The 15,459-nt window shown below is 37.7% G+C and carries 15 protein-coding genes; 6 read left to right on the forward strand and 9 right to left on the reverse strand.

What is annotated here, in order from left to right; translation table 11 throughout:
* Positions 1-10: 10 nt before the first annotated feature.
* The 3 genes from JR347_RS05380 to JR347_RS05390 all read right to left on the reverse strand — a co-directional run bounded on the left by JR347_RS05380 (position 11) and on the right by JR347_RS05390 (position 4,311).
* Positions 11-2,398, reverse strand: a complete 2,388-nt coding sequence (locus tag JR347_RS05380) for a ribonucleoside-diphosphate reductase subunit alpha (protein WP_205723027.1) — start codon at positions 2,396-2,398, stop codon at positions 11-13.
* Positions 2,399-2,446: 48 nt separating this feature from the next.
* Positions 2,447-3,433, reverse strand: a complete 987-nt coding sequence (locus tag JR347_RS05385; protein ID WP_205723028.1) for a ribonucleoside-diphosphate reductase small subunit — start codon at positions 3,431-3,433, stop codon at positions 2,447-2,449.
* A gap of 374 nt (positions 3,434-3,807) precedes the next feature.
* Positions 3,808-4,311 carry a hypothetical protein gene (locus JR347_RS05390; RefSeq protein ID WP_205723029.1) on the reverse strand — a complete coding sequence of 168 codons (504 nt, stop codon included), beginning with the start codon at positions 4,309-4,311 and terminating at the stop codon, positions 3,808-3,810.
* Between the two features lie 220 nt (positions 4,312-4,531).
* Here JR347_RS05390 and rplU point away from each other — a divergent pair, with 220 nt between their 5' ends.
* Together rplU and rpmA are read left to right on the forward strand one after the other, a co-directional pair.
* Entirely contained in the window at positions 4,532-4,843 is a 312-nt protein-coding gene (rplU, locus tag JR347_RS05395; RefSeq protein ID WP_205723030.1) for a 50S ribosomal protein L21, read from the forward strand.
* A gap of 9 nt (positions 4,844-4,852) precedes the next feature.
* The gene (rpmA, locus tag JR347_RS05400; protein ID WP_205723031.1) at positions 4,853-5,110 is read left to right on the forward strand and encodes a 50S ribosomal protein L27; all 258 of its coding nucleotides are present in this window, start codon (positions 4,853-4,855) and stop codon (positions 5,108-5,110) included.
* A 64-nt stretch (positions 5,111-5,174) separates the two neighbouring features.
* Here rpmA and JR347_RS05405 read toward each other — a convergent pair whose 3' ends face one another.
* The 4 genes from JR347_RS05405 to JR347_RS05420 all read right to left on the reverse strand — a co-directional run bounded on the left by JR347_RS05405 (position 5,175) and on the right by JR347_RS05420 (position 11,683).
* On the reverse strand, positions 5,175-5,795 hold the full coding sequence (locus JR347_RS05405) for a rhomboid family intramembrane serine protease (protein WP_205723032.1): 621 nt from the start codon (positions 5,793-5,795) through the stop codon (positions 5,175-5,177).
* A gap of 77 nt (positions 5,796-5,872) precedes the next feature.
* Positions 5,873-7,273 carry a dihydrolipoyl dehydrogenase gene (gene lpdA, locus JR347_RS05410; RefSeq protein ID WP_205723033.1) on the reverse strand — a complete coding sequence of 467 codons (1,401 nt, stop codon included), beginning with the start codon at positions 7,271-7,273 and terminating at the stop codon, positions 5,873-5,875.
* Positions 7,274-7,372: 99 nt separating this feature from the next.
* On the reverse strand, positions 7,373-8,935 hold the full coding sequence (gene odhB, locus JR347_RS05415) for a 2-oxoglutarate dehydrogenase complex dihydrolipoyllysine-residue succinyltransferase (RefSeq protein WP_205723034.1): 1,563 nt from the start codon (positions 8,933-8,935) through the stop codon (positions 7,373-7,375).
* A gap of 27 nt (positions 8,936-8,962) precedes the next feature.
* Positions 8,963-11,683, reverse strand: coding sequence for a 2-oxoglutarate dehydrogenase E1 component (locus tag JR347_RS05420; protein ID WP_205723035.1), 2,721 nt, complete (start codon positions 11,681-11,683; stop codon positions 8,963-8,965).
* A 261-nt stretch (positions 11,684-11,944) separates the two neighbouring features.
* Between JR347_RS05420 and JR347_RS05425 the strand changes: the two genes are divergently transcribed.
* From JR347_RS05425 to JR347_RS05440, 4 genes are read left to right on the forward strand one after another with little or no spacing between them, the layout of a single operon-like run.
* A complete protein-coding gene (locus tag JR347_RS05425) occupies positions 11,945-12,583 on the forward strand; it encodes a 30S ribosomal protein S16 (RefSeq protein WP_205723036.1) in 639 nt (212 codons plus the stop codon).
* Positions 12,584-12,622: 39 nt separating this feature from the next.
* Positions 12,623-13,114 carry a ribosome maturation factor RimM gene (gene rimM / locus JR347_RS05430; RefSeq protein ID WP_235689763.1) on the forward strand — a complete coding sequence of 164 codons (492 nt, stop codon included), beginning with the start codon at positions 12,623-12,625 and terminating at the stop codon, positions 13,112-13,114.
* Complete coding sequence (gene trmD / locus JR347_RS05435; protein WP_205723038.1) at positions 13,114-13,788, forward strand: tRNA (guanosine(37)-N1)-methyltransferase TrmD; 675 nt, start codon at positions 13,114-13,116, stop codon at positions 13,786-13,788. Before rimM ends, trmD begins: the two co-directional genes overlap by 1 nt.
* A 40-nt stretch (positions 13,789-13,828) precedes the next feature.
* Positions 13,829-14,656 carry a sensor histidine kinase gene (locus JR347_RS05440; RefSeq protein WP_205723039.1) on the forward strand — a complete coding sequence of 276 codons (828 nt, stop codon included), beginning with the start codon at positions 13,829-13,831 and terminating at the stop codon, positions 14,654-14,656.
* A 26-nt stretch (positions 14,657-14,682) separates the two neighbouring features.
* On the opposite strand, the gene JR347_RS05445 is transcribed toward JR347_RS05440, so the two are convergent.
* Both JR347_RS05445 and JR347_RS05450 read right to left on the reverse strand, forming a co-directional pair.
* Complete coding sequence (locus JR347_RS05445; RefSeq protein ID WP_205723040.1) at positions 14,683-14,886, reverse strand: hypothetical protein; 204 nt, start codon at positions 14,884-14,886, stop codon at positions 14,683-14,685.
* 5 nt (positions 14,887-14,891) lie between these two features.
* The gene (locus JR347_RS05450) at positions 14,892-15,323 is read right to left on the reverse strand and encodes a hypothetical protein (protein ID WP_235689764.1); all 432 of its coding nucleotides are present in this window, start codon (positions 15,321-15,323) and stop codon (positions 14,892-14,894) included.
* Positions 15,324-15,459 lie beyond the last annotated feature (136 nt).

Here is a 15,459-nt window from a genome sequence, read left to right on the forward strand (position 1 = left end):
CGTAGGCAGATCAACTGCCGCAAGCCTCGCACTCATCGGGGTTATCCAATGAACAAACCATATCAGCTTGTTTTTGGGCCAGGGCAGCATCATCGTTGGCAGCTGTAGCCGCAGCTGGCTGCTCTTTCTTTGTTTTCTCTACTGTAAACTGGATGGCACTTGTAGCTGCTTTAGATCTCAAGTAATACATACCGGTTTTCAATCCTTTCTTCCATGCGTAGAAGTGCATGGATGTTAACTTACCAAAATTCGGATCCTGAATGTGAACATTCATACTCTGGCTTTGGCAGATATACGCTCCTCTGTCAGCAGCCATATCAATAATGGTCTTCTGAGAAATTTCCCATACTGTTTTGTACAAGTCTTTAATGTGCTGAGGTATCTCTGGGATGCTCTGAACAGAACCGTTTGCTTCAATCAGTCTGTTTTTCATTGCATCATTCCAAAGACCAAGCTCAATTAAGTCACGCATCAAGTGCTTGTTCACAATAATGAACTCACCAGATAATGTTCTTCTTGTATAGATGTTAGAAGTATATGGCTCAAAGCACTCGTTGTTTCCTAATATCTGTGAAGTAGAAGCTGTTGGCATAGGTGCAAGTAACAATGAGTTTCGCACACCATTTTTTCTAACCTCTTTCTTCAGGCTTGTCCAATCCCATCTGTTAGATTTTGGAGTAACACCCCACATATCAAACTGGAAGATGCCTTTAGATACCGGAGAGCCTTTGAATGTCTCATAAGGGCCATCTTTCTTCGCTAGCTCCATAGAAGCCGTCATTGCAGCGTAATAGATAGTCTCGTGGATATCTTCATTCAAACGCTTCGCTTCATCAGATTCGAATGGCATTTTCAACATTAAGAATGTATCAGCCAATCCCTGAACACCAATTCCTATAGGTCTGTGTCGCATGTTTGAGTTACGCGCTTCCTCTACAGGGTAGTAGTTAATATCTATAACCTTGTTCAGGTTTTTAGTGATCACTTTCGTGATTTCATATAACTTCTGATGATCGAATACACCATCTTCAGTAACAAACATTGGAAGTGCAATAGAAGCAAGGTTACAAACAGCCACTTCATCTTTAGAAGTGTATTCCATAATCTCAGTACACAAGTTAGAAGACTTGATAGTACCTAAGTTTTTCTGGTTAGACTTCTTGTTAGCTGCATCCTTATACAACATATAAGGAGTACCTGTCTCTATTTGTGATTCTAAGATCTCAAACCAAAGGTCTTGCGCCTTCACTTGCTTTCTGTACTTCTCCTCATTCTCGTACTTCGTGTAAAGTTTTTCGAATTCATCACCATACGCATCAGAAAGTCCAGGGCACTCATTAGGGTCGAACAAAGACCACATAGCGTTTTCTTCTACACGCTTCATGAATAAATCGCAAATCCATAGTGCGTAGAATAAATCTCTCGCTCTTAATTCTTCCTTACCGTGATTTTTCTTCAAGTCAAGGAACTGGAAGATATCTGCATGCCATGGCTCAAGATAGATGGCAAAGCTACCTTTTCGCTTGCCACCGCCTTGATCCACGTAACGAGCAGTCATGTCAAAATTTCTTAACATAGGCACGATACCGTTAGAAACGCCACCTGTACCTTTAATGTATGAGCCAGTAGCTCTGATGTTGTGTATGCTTAGTCCAATACCTCCTGCTGACTGTGATATTTTAGCGCACTGTTTCAGTGTATCATAAATACCATCGATGCTATCATCCTGCATGGTTAGTAGGAAGCATGAAGAAAGCTGTGGCTTTGGCGTACCTGCATTAAATAATGTAGGTGTAGCATGTGTAAACCACTTTTCTGATAGTAAGTTGTATGTTTCGATTGCAGACTCAATATCCTCCCCATGAATACCAACTGCCACACGCATTAATAAATGCTGAGGTCTTTCCACAATCTTACCATCAGCTCTCATTAGATACGATCTCTCTAATGTTTTAAAGCCGAAATAGTCGTAGCTAAAATCTCTGTCATAAATGATCGAAGAATCTAACAACGCAGCGTTTTTCTTAACCACCCCATACGTCTCTTTCGAAATTAACGGTGCGTTCTCTCCTGTTTTAGGATCTACATAGGTATATAACCTTTTCATGGTATTGCTAAACGATTTGCTCGTTACCTTGTGCAGATTAGAAATAGCAATACGCGCGGCCAGCTTAGCAAAGTCTGGGTGCTTGGTGGTTAACGATGCGGTAGTTTCTGCTGCCAGGTTATCCAGCTCTACAGTAGTAACACCATCGTAAATACCATTGATTACTTTTTTAGCGATGTCTATTGGCTCGATATAGTTCATATCAAGGCCATAGCATAGTTTTTCTATTCGGGAGGTGATCTTATCGAACTTTACGGACTCCCTTCTTCCGTCTCTTTTAACTACTAACATAACATGGGGTGATTTGGAGGTTATTAAAAAGTTTAAAAAATTCAGCTATTAAAAATCTTCATCTAAAGAGAACTTGTTCGAATCCTCGTTGCCTTTCATTACTCCGGCCTTTTGGTAATCGCCCACTCTCTTCTCGAAAAAATTAGTTTTGCCCTGTAACGAGATCATTTCCATGAAATCGAATGGGTTCGAAGAATTGTAAATCTTCTTACCGATCAATTCATTTAATAATCTGTCAGCAACAAACTCGATATATTGACACATCAGCTCCGCATTCATGCCTATTAGGTTTACAGGCAAAGCATCCGTTACAAATTCTTTTTCAATGTCAACGGCATCTTTAATGATGTCGATGATTACTTGCTCGTCTAGTTTGTTCTCAACATGGTTATTGTATAATAAACAAGCGAAATCACAGTGTAGCCCCTCATCTCTTGAGATTAACTCATTAGAGAAACTTAAACCTGGCATTAAGCCTCTTTTCTTCAACCAGAAAATTGAACAGAAGCTACCTGAGAAGAATATACCCTCCACAGCAGCAAATGCTACTAGTCTTTCCTGGAAGTTTCCTTCATCGATCCATCTTAAAGCCCAATCAGCTTTTTTCTTCACGCAGTCCATTGTTTCAATGGCATTGAAAAGTTTATCTTTTTGCTTTGGATCTTTTACATACGTATCGATCAATAAAGAATACGTTTCTGAGTGGATGTTCTCCATGGCAATCTGAAAGCCATAAAAGAATTTTGCTTCCGTGTACTGAACTTCAGCTACAAAGTGCTCAGCAAGGTTTTCATTTACTATACCATCACTGGCAGCAAAGAAGGCCAATACATGAGAAATGAAATGACGCTCACCGTCAGTCATCTTTTCCCAATCTTTAAGATCTTGACCTAAGTCAATTTCTTCTGCCGTCCAAAAACTTGCTTCTGCTTTCTTATAGAATTCCCAAATGTCATCATGCTTGATGGGGAACAATACAAAACGGTTTTCGTTTTCTTGTAAAATTGGTTCAATTGCGGTAGCTGTCTCACTCATTTTCTTCTCTCAGGTTTACTTAATTACACATAAAGAAAAATCAGCGGTTGAAATCCTAAGTTCTGATTTTTCGTTTTTCTTGAATTTGACTCAAAAAGTTACAAGGGACTGTGAGTCATGATTGATAGGGTATAATTATCAATCAACTGCACAAATATTGTAAAGGGTTTTATAATATCAAAGCCGAACAAGCATGCGTCATTTAAAGAGTGTAAAAGATCATAACTATCAGATAAACAGATAGTTAATAGATATTCTTTAATCATGACTTAGCCCAAATTTGGCTTTAAATGAGGATGAAAAATTATTGAAAAGTTTTCCACAGCTGCAAGCAATATCAACATCTATATGTGCATAGAATCTTACATGTAATATTATCTTTCAAACAACCTTTTTTTGAGGTCTTGAGGCAAGTATTCTAGTAATGGCTGCCCCATTTTATCAAACCATTCTGAAGGAGCGTAATAGGTTGAAGCGCTGGTAGGATCGTTGAATTTGGTGTACTTACCAGAACGGGTTCCGTTAGAAAGGGCAGCGGATACAGAACTTCGCACCTTCATTTTGTCCAAGTTTGGTTCATTGTCTATGATGTAATCTACTACCTCATTAGAAGAGATGAGTTTACCTATAAAGTCCTGATAATAAGCTATTTTACGTGTCCAAGGCCAGTTTTTACTATACGCCAGGTTCTTCTTTTCAAACTCGGAATAATCATGTTGCTCGTTAAAAATAGAAAGGCTGGTAAGGTTGCTTATATGGTTCTCGATCTCAAGGATTTCACGCTTAAAGTTTTCTATTTGATTCTCCAGCTGAACCTTTCTTTCAGATAATGCTTTGATGTAAAGGTCGGCATACTTTTCGGGGACGTTAAACTTCATATAAGGCGTTATAAGCAATTATTTATCGTTCTGACGAAGATAGTTGAATAGAACAAGCAATGCAAGCGGTAGAGGCAAGCAAAGCAAGCAAAATGGATATATTTGCTAAAAATCAAGCAAAAACTTCAATTGCTACATGATTAATCATTTTATAGATGGTTGTTTGATATTTTACATTATTGAATTATCTTTGCAGTCCTATTTTTAAAACAGTTATATAATGTACGCAATAGTTGACATAGCCGGAAAGCAGTTCAAAGTAACGCAAGACCAGTTCGTTTATGCTCCTTTAATGGAGGGCGAAGAAGGCGCTTCCGTAGAATTCGACAAAGTATTATTGGTTGACAATGATGGTAAAGTCGAAGTTGGCGCACCGCTAGTAAAAGGCGCAAAAGTTTCAGGAAAAATTCTTGGACACGTGAAAGGTGACAAAGTAGTTGTCTTCAAAAAGAAAAGAAGAAAAGGCTACAAGAAAAGAAATGGTCACAGACAAGATTTCACTAAAGTATTAATCGAAGGAATTAAAAAATAATAGAACACCATGGCACACAAAAAAGGAGTAGGTAGTTCGAAGAACGGTAGAGAGTCGGAAAGTAAACGACTTGGAGTTAAGATATACGGTGGACAAGCGGCTATCGCTGGTAACATCATTGTTAGACAAAGAGGAACAAAGCACCACCCAGGTGTGAATGTAGGTATCGGTAAAGATCATACATTATTCGCTTTGAAAGACGGTATCGTTAACTTCAAAAAAGGTAAAAACGATCGTTCATACGTTTCTGTAGAAGAGGTTAACTAATACAGACTACCATTAAAAAATTAAGACCCTGACGAAACCTAAGGATTTGTCAGGGTTTTTTATTTTAGAATAAACTGAACGTACTCAGCTGATCAATAAATGCTGGTATAACTCCAGGTACGGCAACAATTGTAAAGGCAATTCCAAATAGGCCACCATACAAATGAGCATCGTGGTTAATATTGTCTCCCTTTCGCTTGCCCATATAAACAGAATAGATAATATAGAGTGCTCCCCATATAAAACCCGGAAAGCATAATAGGCCATAAAGACATAGGTCTTGGGTTGGATTAAATACAATAAAACTAAAAAGCAGGGCTGATACTCCTCCAGATGCACCCAATGCATTATAGTACGGGCTGTCCTTATGTTTTAGAAATGAAGGGATGTCTGATACTACGATTCCAATCAAATACATAAGTACATAGAGTACATATCCGGCTGTTCCGTAGATGGCGGCAAATATTTGTTCTACATAGCCACCAAACATCCACAGAACGAACATATTAAAGAGCAAGTGAATAAAATCGGCATGAATAAAACCAGAGGATAAAAATCGATGGTATTCCCTGTTTCTAAGAATGGTATATGGGTTGAAAATTAGCCTTGCCTTCAAGGTTGGATTATTGAAAGCATTGTAGCTTATTAACCCTGTAATAATGATTATTATGAGCGTGATTGACATGTGAGGGGGTTTTTAAGTTCAACGTTCAAAGTTCGTAGTGTTTGTGCCACTACGAACTTTGAACATAAAACTTTGAATTAAATATGGATTGGTCTATTTTCTGTAGCGGCAAGGCACGCTTCTTTCACAGCTTCCATATAGGTAGGGTGGGCATGCGACATTCTGGAAACATCTTCTGCAGATGCTCTATATTCCATAGCCGTTACTCCAGCAGCGATCATATCTGCTGCTCTTGCACCTATAATATGTACACCAAGTATTTCGTCTGTCTTTTTATCTGCTAATATTTTAACCACCCCATCAATATCCATACTGGCACGGGCTCTACCTAATGCTTTGAAAGGGAAAGATCCTACTTTATACTCTGAGCCTTTTTCTTTTAATTCTTCTTCAGAATAACCTACACTAGCAACTTCCGGCCAAGTATAAACTACGCCAGGAATTAACTTATAATGTATGTGAGGCTTTTGCCCAACGATAGTTTCTGCAACGAAAGTACCTTCTTCTTCAGCTTTGTGAGCTAACATGGCGCCTCTTACTACATCACCAATTGCATAGATATTATCGACTTTTGTTCTTAAATGATCATCCACATCAATTCTTCCACGGTCGTCAGTAGAAAGACCGGCTGCTTCAAGATTTAAACCATCTGTATATGGCCTTCTTCCAATGGCTACTAAACAATAGTCTCCTTTGAATTCAACGGTTTCTCCTTTTTTATCTTCTGCCTTTACAATAACCTCTTTTCCCTTATTTTCAATAGAAGTAACCTTATGGCTTACTTTAATATCAATACCAATTTTCTTAGATGCACGAGTCAATTCTTTACCCATGGTGCTATCCATGGTTGGAATAATTCTGTCCATATACTCTACCACAGTAACCTCAGAGCCAATCCTGGCATATACTGAACCTAACTCCATACCAATTACACCACCACCTATAACTATCATGTGCTTTGGTATTTCTGATAATGAAAGAGCCTCAGTGCTGGTGATAATTCTTTTCTTATCGATTTTAGCAAATGGTAAAGATGAAGGTTTTGAACCTGTCGCAATAATTACCTTATCAGTAGTTATTTCAGTAGCCTTACCTTTGGCAGGAGTAATCTTGATCGTATTTTTATCAACAAATGATCCCATTCCATGATGAACATCTATTTTGTTTTTGTTCATTAAGAAATCGATACCATCGCAAGTTTGTTTTACAACATTCGCCTTGCGATCTATCATTTGTTTGAAATTGACCTTTGGCTTATTGATATCAATACCGTGCTCTTTAAAGTGATTAACTGCATTGTAATAATGCTCTGAGCTATCTAAAAGAGCTTTTGATGGTATACAACCCACATTAAGACATGTACCTCCCAATGTATCATATTTTTCAATGATGGCTGTTTTTAAACCTAATTGCGCACATCTTATAGCCGCTACATATCCACCAGGTCCAGATCCTATGACAGTTACATCGTATTGCATTTTTTTGGTTGTTAGTAATTAGTAGTCAGTAGTTAGATAATGATTGTATTTAGTAACAAGTCTGACTACAAACTACCAATTACTAAATACTATTAACTATTATACGCCAAGCATAAGTCTTGCTGGATCCTCCAACAACTCTTTCACTCTTACAAGGAAGCTCACTGACTCTTTGCCATCAATGATTCTATGATCATAAGATAAAGCAACATACATTACTGGTCTTATTTCCACTTGTCCATTAATAGCAACCGGTCGTTCCACGATATTATGCATTCCTAAAATTGCTGATTGGGGTGCGTTGATTATTGGTGTTGAAAGCATTGAGCCGAAAATACCGCCATTCGTAATCGTAAATGTTCCACCTTGCATTTCTTCAATACTTAATTTACCATCGCGTGCTTTTTTAGCTAGCCTTACAACTTCGCTTTCTATGCCTTTGAAATCTAGGTTTTCTGCATTTCTAATTACAGGTACAACCAGGCCTTTTGGAGAACTTACCGCAATAGAGATGTCGCAATAATCATTGTAAACCATTTCATTACCATCGATAGCAGCGTTAACTGCAGGCCATTCTAATAGTGCTTGGCAACAAGCTTTAGTAAAGAATGACATAAAGCCAAGACCAACACCATGCTTTTCTTTAAACTGCTCTTTGTATTTAGACCTTAAGTCCATAATTGGCTTCATGTCTACCTCATTAAATGTGGTAAGCATGGCCGTTTCATTCTTCACAGAAACCAAACGCTTAGAAATGGTCTTTCTTAACGAAGACATTTTCTCTCTACGCTGATTTCTTGATCCTGCTACTGGTGCTGATCCTTGCTCCTCTTTTTCTTCCGATTTAGATTCAGTTTTAGATGCTGATTTTTGAGCATTTTCGGCATCCTCTTTTGTGATACGCCCATCAACTCCGGTACCTTTTACTGTACCAGGATCTATACCCTTTTCTTTTAATATTTTGGCCGCGGCAGGCGATGCATGTCCCGCTGCATAAGAATCTGAGCTAGAAGAATCTCCACCGGCACTTGCTGATTCTGATTTAGTCTCCTTTTTGGCATCTCCGCCTGAAGAAGAGGGTGCCCCACTCATTACTTCTATTTTACATATAGTAGCACCAATCTCTAAGGTATCACCTTCCTGAGCTACAATTTTTAATATTCCATTGGCTTCTGCTGGCAACTCAAAAGTAGCCTTGTCAGATTCCACTTCCGCAATAATTTCATCCAGCTCAACGAAATCACCTTCCTCTTTTAACCAAGATGAAATAGTAACCTCGGTAATCGATTCACCTACTGCTGGAACAATCATTTCTTTAACTTCACCTGTTTTTTCAGGTTCTGAACTTTCGGATGATTTGCTCTCATCAGAAGATTTTGACTCTTTCTTTTCTTCCTTTTTCTCCGACTTATCAGAACTACCACTGGCAGAGGTGTCTATTTCGCAGATAACAGTACCAACATCTACAGTTTCTCCATCCTGAACTTTAATTTTTAGAACACCGGCTTTTTCTGCAGGTAATTCAAATGTTGCTTTGTCAGACTCTAACTCTGCAATAATTTCGTCTTGCTCCACATAATCACCATCAGACTTCAGCCAACTTGCAATGGTTACTTCGGTGATTGATTCACCAACTTCTGGAACTTTTATTTCTAAACTCATCTATTTGTAGTTTTAATAATGTCAATCTTATTTTTCAAATGCTTTTGCTACTATATCAGCCTGTTCTTTTTTATGAACTTTTGCATAACCGGTAGCAGGCGATGCACTTGCTTTACGAGTAATTACCTTCATTTTAGGGTCTCTTAATACTCTAAGAATATAAGTCCAATAGCCCATATTCTCTGGTTCTTCCTGCACCCAAACTAATTCCGCATCTTTGTACTTTTTAACTAAAGCATCATACTGCTTTTGCGGGAACGGGTGAAGTTGCTCGAGCCTAACAATAGCCACATCTTTTCTCTTTGAATTTTGCTGCTCTTCAAGCAAATCAAAATATACCTTGCCACTACATAATAATACCCGCTTAACAGATTTTGTAGTTGCGTAACTATCATCTATAATTTCTTTAAATGACCCTTTGGTGAAATCATCGAGAGATGAAACTACCAGCGGATGTCTTAAAAGAGATTTTGGGGCAAAATTCACCAAAGGTTTTCTGAAATTCCATGTTAACTGTCTTCTTAACATATGGAAGAAGTTAGCCGGAGTGGTTATGTTAGTTACTACTAAATTTTCTTCGGCAGCTAATTGCAAGAATCTTTCCGGTCTGGCATTAGAATGCTCTGGTCCTTGACCTTCATACCCATGAGGAAGAAGAATTACCAATCCATTCATTCGTTGCCATTTAGATTCAGCACTTGTTATGAACTGATCTATCATCACCTGGGCTCCATTGGCGAAGTCTCCAAATTGAGCCTCCCAAATAACCAACGCATTCGGAGTGGCCATCGCATAACCATATTCAAAACCTAAAACTCCAAATTCTGAAAGTAGTGAGTTGTAAATTCTAAATGGCTGCTGACCTTCTTCAATATGATCTAAGTTGCAATAGGCTTCATTAGAATTGGCATCCATCACCACTGCATGTCGGTGAGAGAAGGTTCCTCTTTTAACATCTTGCCCTGACATTCTCACAAATTTGCCATCTATAAGTAACGAGCCATAAGCCAATAGTTCAGCGTCTGCCCAGTTAATTTCTTTCTTTTCAATGAAGTTGGCTTTTCTATCTTTTATGAGCTTATCAATTTGTTTAATTGGCTTAAACCCTTTAGGAAGTGTAGTTAAAGCCTTGGCCACTTTATCAATTGTTTTTTGATCAATTGATGTGTCTGGCGAAGCGTCAAAATCTTTACTTGTTGCACGTTTCAACTGCTCCCATTCTTCCTCAACTTTTTGTGGTTTGTAAGGTAAAGGCTTTTGTTTTACCTCATTGAGTCTATCTTGAAGTAGGGCTCTGAATTCTTTGTCTATTTTCTTTACTTCATCTTCGTTGGCATCGCCCCTTTCAGTTAACGTTTTAACATAAATTTCTCTTGGGTTAGGATGCTTTGCAATAGTGTTATACAGCTTAGGCTGAGTGAATTTAGGCTCGTCACTTTCGTTATGGCCGTGTCTTCTATAGCATAGTAAGTCGATGAAAATATCCTTGCCAAATTTTTGGTTGTATTCAACCGCTAAATTAGAGGCAAATACAACGGCTTCAGGATCATCACCATTTACATGGAGCACAGGAGCATCAATAATTTTGGCGATATCGGTACAGTAAATGCTTGATCTAGCATCGTCATAATCTGTTGTAAAGCCAACCTGATTGTTAATTACAAAGTGTATTGTACCACCAGTTCTGTAGCCCGGTAGTTGAGACATCTGAACAATTTCATAAACTATTCCCTGACCTGCTACTGCCGCATCGCCATGAATCAATATAGACATGGCTTTCTTAAGATCACCATTGTACTCATCATCAATCTGCCCACGAACATATCCTAACACTAACGGGTCAACTGCCTCCAGGTGAGATGGGTTTGGTGTTAGTTTAACATAAACGTCTTTTCCATTGGCGGCCTTAATTCTACTCGAATATCCCAAATGATACTTAACATCACCATCACCCATGGTTAAGTCAGGGTCTGTTGTTCCTTCAAATTCACTGAATATTTCTTCATAGGTTTTGCCCATAATGTTGGCAAGAACGTTTAGTCGTCCTCTATGTGCCATGCCTATTACCACTTCCTTCACATCAAATTCAGCTGCTTTATTTATGATGCTGTCTAAGGCAGGTATCGTATTTTCACCTCCTTCTAAAGAAAAGCGCTTTTGGCCTAAAAACTTTGTATGAAGAAAGTTCTCAAACGTTACAGCCTCATTTAATTTTTGGAGTATTCGCTTTTTAACAGGAGTCTCAGGTTTGTAATCCAACCCATCCTTCTCACATTTAGCTTTAAACCAATCTAAAATTTCAGAATCTCGGATATGCATGTATTCATACCCGATATGATTCAAATATATTTTATCTAATGTCTCTACAATTTTTTTAAGAGACGCTTTGCCAACTCCAATGCCAGCTCCAACATCAAACTCTGTATCTAAATCTTTTTCAGATAGACCAAAATCTTCAATTTTCAGCTTAACATTATGATCACGCCTTTGCCTAACAGGGTTTGTGTCAGATTTTAAATGACCACGTGATCTGTAAGCATGTATAAGGTTTCGTACTTGAATGTCCTTCGAAGAAACACCTTCTGCAGGTTCCGGCCCTTCTTCACCATATTTCTGCTGAGAAAATTCGAAACCTTCGAAAAACTTTTGCCAGGTGATATCTACTGATGAAGGATCTTCTTGATATGATTTGTATAGCTCATCGATGTAATTTCCATGAGCATTTGCGATGTAGGAATATTTATCCATTAGTTTTGGTTGTCCAATTTCAAATCAAAGGTAAATAAGTAATATTCAATAAAAAAACTGTATAATCGGTTATACAAATATAACTGATAATCAATGAGTTAATTGAATTCTTATTCTGTAGGTTGGATTTAACGGATTTATACCATGTAATTAAGGCATATATAGTTATGTCGATGTGTTGATATTATTAAAAAAGTATTACCTTTGCACCTCAATTTTAAAATCGGACGTGATCCGACTATTTAAAACTTTAAAAACAAAATGGCAGTTAAAATCAGATTGGCCAGAAGAGGCCGAAAAAAACAGGCAATGTACGATGTAGTCGTAGCGGATGCCCGATCACCACGAGATGGTAAATTTATTGAGAAAATTGGACGTTACAATCCAAACACGGATCCAGCATTCATAGAATTGGATGAGGAGAAAGCATTTGACTGGGTAATGAAAGGAGCGCAACCTACTGATACAGTAAGAGCGATGCTTTCTTACAGAGGATTAATGTTAAAGAAACACTTACAAATTGGTGTTAATAAAGGAGCAATCACTCAGGAAGAAGCAGATAAGAAATTTGATGCTTGGTTAGCAGAGAAAGATTCTAAGATCCAGGCTAAGAGAGAGAAGATTGCAAAAGATACTGATAGCAAAGCGAAAGCTAGGTTAGAAGCTGAAGCTAAAGTGAAAGAAGCGAGAGCGGAAGCATTGAAGAAGAAAGCAGAAGACGCTGTTGCTGCTGAAGCACCTGCTGCCGAAGCTGAAGGGGAAGAAGCTGTAGCAGAAGCTACTGAAGAAACTCCGGCTGCTGCCGCAACTGAAGCTCCAAAAGCTGAAGCTACTGAAGCGCCAGCTGAAGAAGCTAAAAAAGAAGAATCAGCTTCTGAAGAAGAGAAAAAAGAGGATTAATATACCATGAATATTGATGCGTGCTACCAATTAGGTTACGTGATCAAGAAACATGGGACTCACGGGGAACTTAGCGTATTTATTGACGCAGATTTTCCTGAAGAATACTCAGAATTGGAATCAGTTTTTGTTGAGATCAACAATAAACTGGTTCCTTTTTTTATTGAGTACATTCAAATAAGAGGCAATAAAGCCGTTATAAAGTTTGAAGATGTTGATGATCAAGAATCGGCATCTGATTTGAAATCTTGTGCGATTTACCTACCCTTATCTACATTACCTAAACTTGATGATAATCAATTCTATTATCACGAGATAAAAGGGTATACCATAGAAGACACTCATCATGGTCAACTCGGGCCAATAGTGGATGTAGTTACTACCACAAAACAAGACTTAATTGTTGTCGATTATCAAGGTAAAGAAGTATTGGTACCTGTTAATGACGAAATCATTGGTTCTGTGGATCATGAAAATAAACTCTTGAAGGTTACTTTACCTGATGGTTTACTAGATGTATATTTAGATTAATGCGAATAGACATAATTACCTGCTTACCAAAGCTTCTCGAAAGCCCATTCAATGACTCTATTTTAAAAAGAGCTCAAAATAAGGGTTTGGTAGAAGTGGTTGTGCATGACTTAAGGGATTATTCTGAAGACAAACACAAAAAAGTAGATGACTATGCTTTTGGCGGTGGAGCAGGAATGGTTTTAATGATTGAACCTATAGCCAAATGTATTCGTGAGTTGAAGGATCAGCGAGTTTATGATGAAATAATTTACATGAGTCCTGATGGAGAGAACTTTTCCCAGGGTATTGCGAATGAATTATCTCTGAAAAAAAATATACTCATTCTTTGTGGCCATTATAAGGGTGTGGATGAACGCGTTCGTGAAAATTTTATAACCCGAGAAATTAGTATTGGAGATTATGTACTTTCTGGCGGTGAGCTGGCTGCGGCAGTTGTTTCTGATGCTATCATTAGATTGTTACCAGGCGTTTTGGGAGATGAAACGTCAGCATTATCAGATTCATTTCAGGATGGTTTAGTGGCACCACCAGTATATACCCGGCCAGCAGAATTTGAAGGATTAAAAGTGCCGGATGTGCTACTTTCGGGCCATCAGAAGAAGATAGAAGATTGGCGATTTGAACAATCTGTGAAACGCACCCAATTACGAAGACCAACCGACTCAAAATAATAATAATTAGAACATTAGGCCATTTGCATGTTAGTAGGGTATGCAAAGAAAGTCGTATAAAACAGAGCTATCTGAAAGAGAGAAAGAGCTCGAAGATAGAAACGAAGAGTTAGAGGCACAGCATGAGGAATTAACTGCTGCTGTGGAGGCGATGATCAATAAAAATGATCGCTTGGAAAAAGCACTTGAGGAGCTGAATATACGAAACAAGGAAATCGACCAGATTGTCTACAGAAGCTACCATGATTTAAAAACACCCATTACTGCCTTAGAAGGCCTTCTTTCACTCATTGAAGTTGATACGGAAGGAAGAGATGAGTATTTAGCTAAATCTAAAGCCTCAATTGTTGAAATGAAGCATCTATTAAGAATGCTTGCCAGATACAGCAGTAATCTCGTTGAAGTGGTAAAGTATTCGAGATTAAATTTTAAAGAAATTTGGGAGGAAGTTTTAGATGACCTTGAACGCTCTGTAGGGTATAATGTAGTAAAAATTACCTTTAACCAACCTAATGAAGAGATCATTAGCGATGTAGATAGGATAAAGCTGCTCTTATATAATGTAGTTAAGAATGCAATTGATTTCAGGTCGGAGAGAGGCAGGGTAGATGTTACTATTAGTGTAAAGCATACTATGCTTAAAATACAGGTTGCCGATAATGGAATTGGAATACCAGCTGAAGTTCAGCCCAATGTGTTTGATATGTTTTATCGGGGAAGCTCTAAGTCTAAAGGATCTGGGTTAGGCTTGTATTTATGCAAAAGAACTGTAGAGATTTTAGGCGGGAAGATTAGTTTATTCAGTTCCGTAAATGTAGGTACAACTGTCACAATGGAATTGCCATTAAAAAAGGTTGAAGAAAATTAATTCTTCAACCTTTTATTGTAATTATTCTACCTATTTACAGTGCTGCCATTTTCTATTTTCCGAATATATTCTACTGAATCCTTCAGCATATTTTTCTGAGAAGACACCATTTCTTCCAGAAAATCTATACGTTCTTTTAATTCAGTAAGCTGGTGACTGTAAGATTCATCCAGGGCATTTAATTTATTAATGGCATCAACTAGGAGTTTTTCAATTTCCTGTTTCGACATTTTTATTATTTTTCGATTGCGTCATCCAAATTTTCAAAATATTGGATGTCCATTTCATTAAATTTCCCATTTGGGTATTTTTCAGCAATTTGTTGCCTTCCAATTTTTACGCTTTGTCTAAACACCTGATCTTCCGGAAGAATTTTTCTGTGTGTTTTTAACCCTAAATCAAACATTTTTTCTTTCCACTCAACGAAATACCATTCCATAGATGGCTGATGAAAGACATTTAGCTTTCTTTTATCGAAAACAAGTTTGGTTATTTTGTGGGACTTTACCAGTTCACCGATATAGTTGAAAATCGATTTAAATTCATCAATAGTAATGTATGTACCTGTAGCAGCCACAACTAATGTATGTGTATTTTCCACGTGAGATACAGTAGCATTTTTAAATGCTTTCTTTTCTTTTAATTGATTTTCTATTTTTGATTCCATTATGATGATAAGTTTAAATTCTTTGTTTGATAGTATAACATGCTCCATTCAATAATGTTTAAACATTAATCTAAATTATTAAACAAAATGTTATTGATAGATAATTATTTTCTATTCGCTGTTGTCTATTAAATCA

Origin of the sequence: Fulvivirga lutea (genome assembly GCF_017068455.1) — a bacterium.
In the GTDB taxonomy this organism is placed as follows: Bacteria; Bacteroidota; Bacteroidia; order Cytophagales; family Cyclobacteriaceae; genus Fulvivirga; species Fulvivirga lutea.

Excerpts from the sequence above, each read along its gene's own strand:
- JR347_RS05380 (WP_205723027.1), bottom strand. The coding sequence starts at position 2,398 with ATGTTAGTAGTTAAAAGAGACGGAAGAAGGGAGTCCGTAAAGTTCGAT.
- JR347_RS05385 (WP_205723028.1), bottom strand. The coding sequence starts at position 3,433 with ATGAGTGAGACAGCTACCGCAATTGAACCAATTTTACAAGAAAACGAA.
- JR347_RS05390 (WP_205723029.1), bottom strand. The coding sequence starts at position 4,311 with ATGAAGTTTAACGTCCCCGAAAAGTATGCCGACCTTTACATCAAAGCA.
- rplU (WP_205723030.1), top strand. The coding sequence starts at position 4,532 with ATGTACGCAATAGTTGACATAGCCGGAAAGCAGTTCAAAGTAACGCAA.
- rpmA (WP_205723031.1), top strand. The coding sequence starts at position 4,853 with ATGGCACACAAAAAAGGAGTAGGTAGTTCGAAGAACGGTAGAGAGTCG.
- JR347_RS05405 (WP_205723032.1), bottom strand. The coding sequence starts at position 5,795 with ATGTCAATCACGCTCATAATAATCATTATTACAGGGTTAATAAGCTAC.
- lpdA (WP_205723033.1), bottom strand. The coding sequence starts at position 7,273 with ATGCAATACGATGTAACTGTCATAGGATCTGGACCTGGTGGATATGTA.
- odhB (WP_205723034.1), bottom strand. The coding sequence starts at position 8,935 with ATGAGTTTAGAAATAAAAGTTCCAGAAGTTGGTGAATCAATCACCGAA.
- JR347_RS05420 (WP_205723035.1), bottom strand. The coding sequence starts at position 11,683 with ATGGATAAATATTCCTACATCGCAAATGCTCATGGAAATTACATCGAT.
- JR347_RS05425 (WP_205723036.1), top strand. The coding sequence starts at position 11,945 with ATGGCAGTTAAAATCAGATTGGCCAGAAGAGGCCGAAAAAAACAGGCA.
- trmD (WP_205723038.1), top strand. The coding sequence starts at position 13,114 with ATGCGAATAGACATAATTACCTGCTTACCAAAGCTTCTCGAAAGCCCA.
- JR347_RS05440 (WP_205723039.1), top strand. The coding sequence starts at position 13,829 with ATGCAAAGAAAGTCGTATAAAACAGAGCTATCTGAAAGAGAGAAAGAG.
- JR347_RS05445 (WP_205723040.1), bottom strand. The coding sequence starts at position 14,886 with ATGTCGAAACAGGAAATTGAAAAACTCCTAGTTGATGCCATTAATAAA.
- JR347_RS05450 (WP_235689764.1), bottom strand. The coding sequence starts at position 15,323 with ATGGAATCAAAAATAGAAAATCAATTAAAAGAAAAGAAAGCATTTAAA.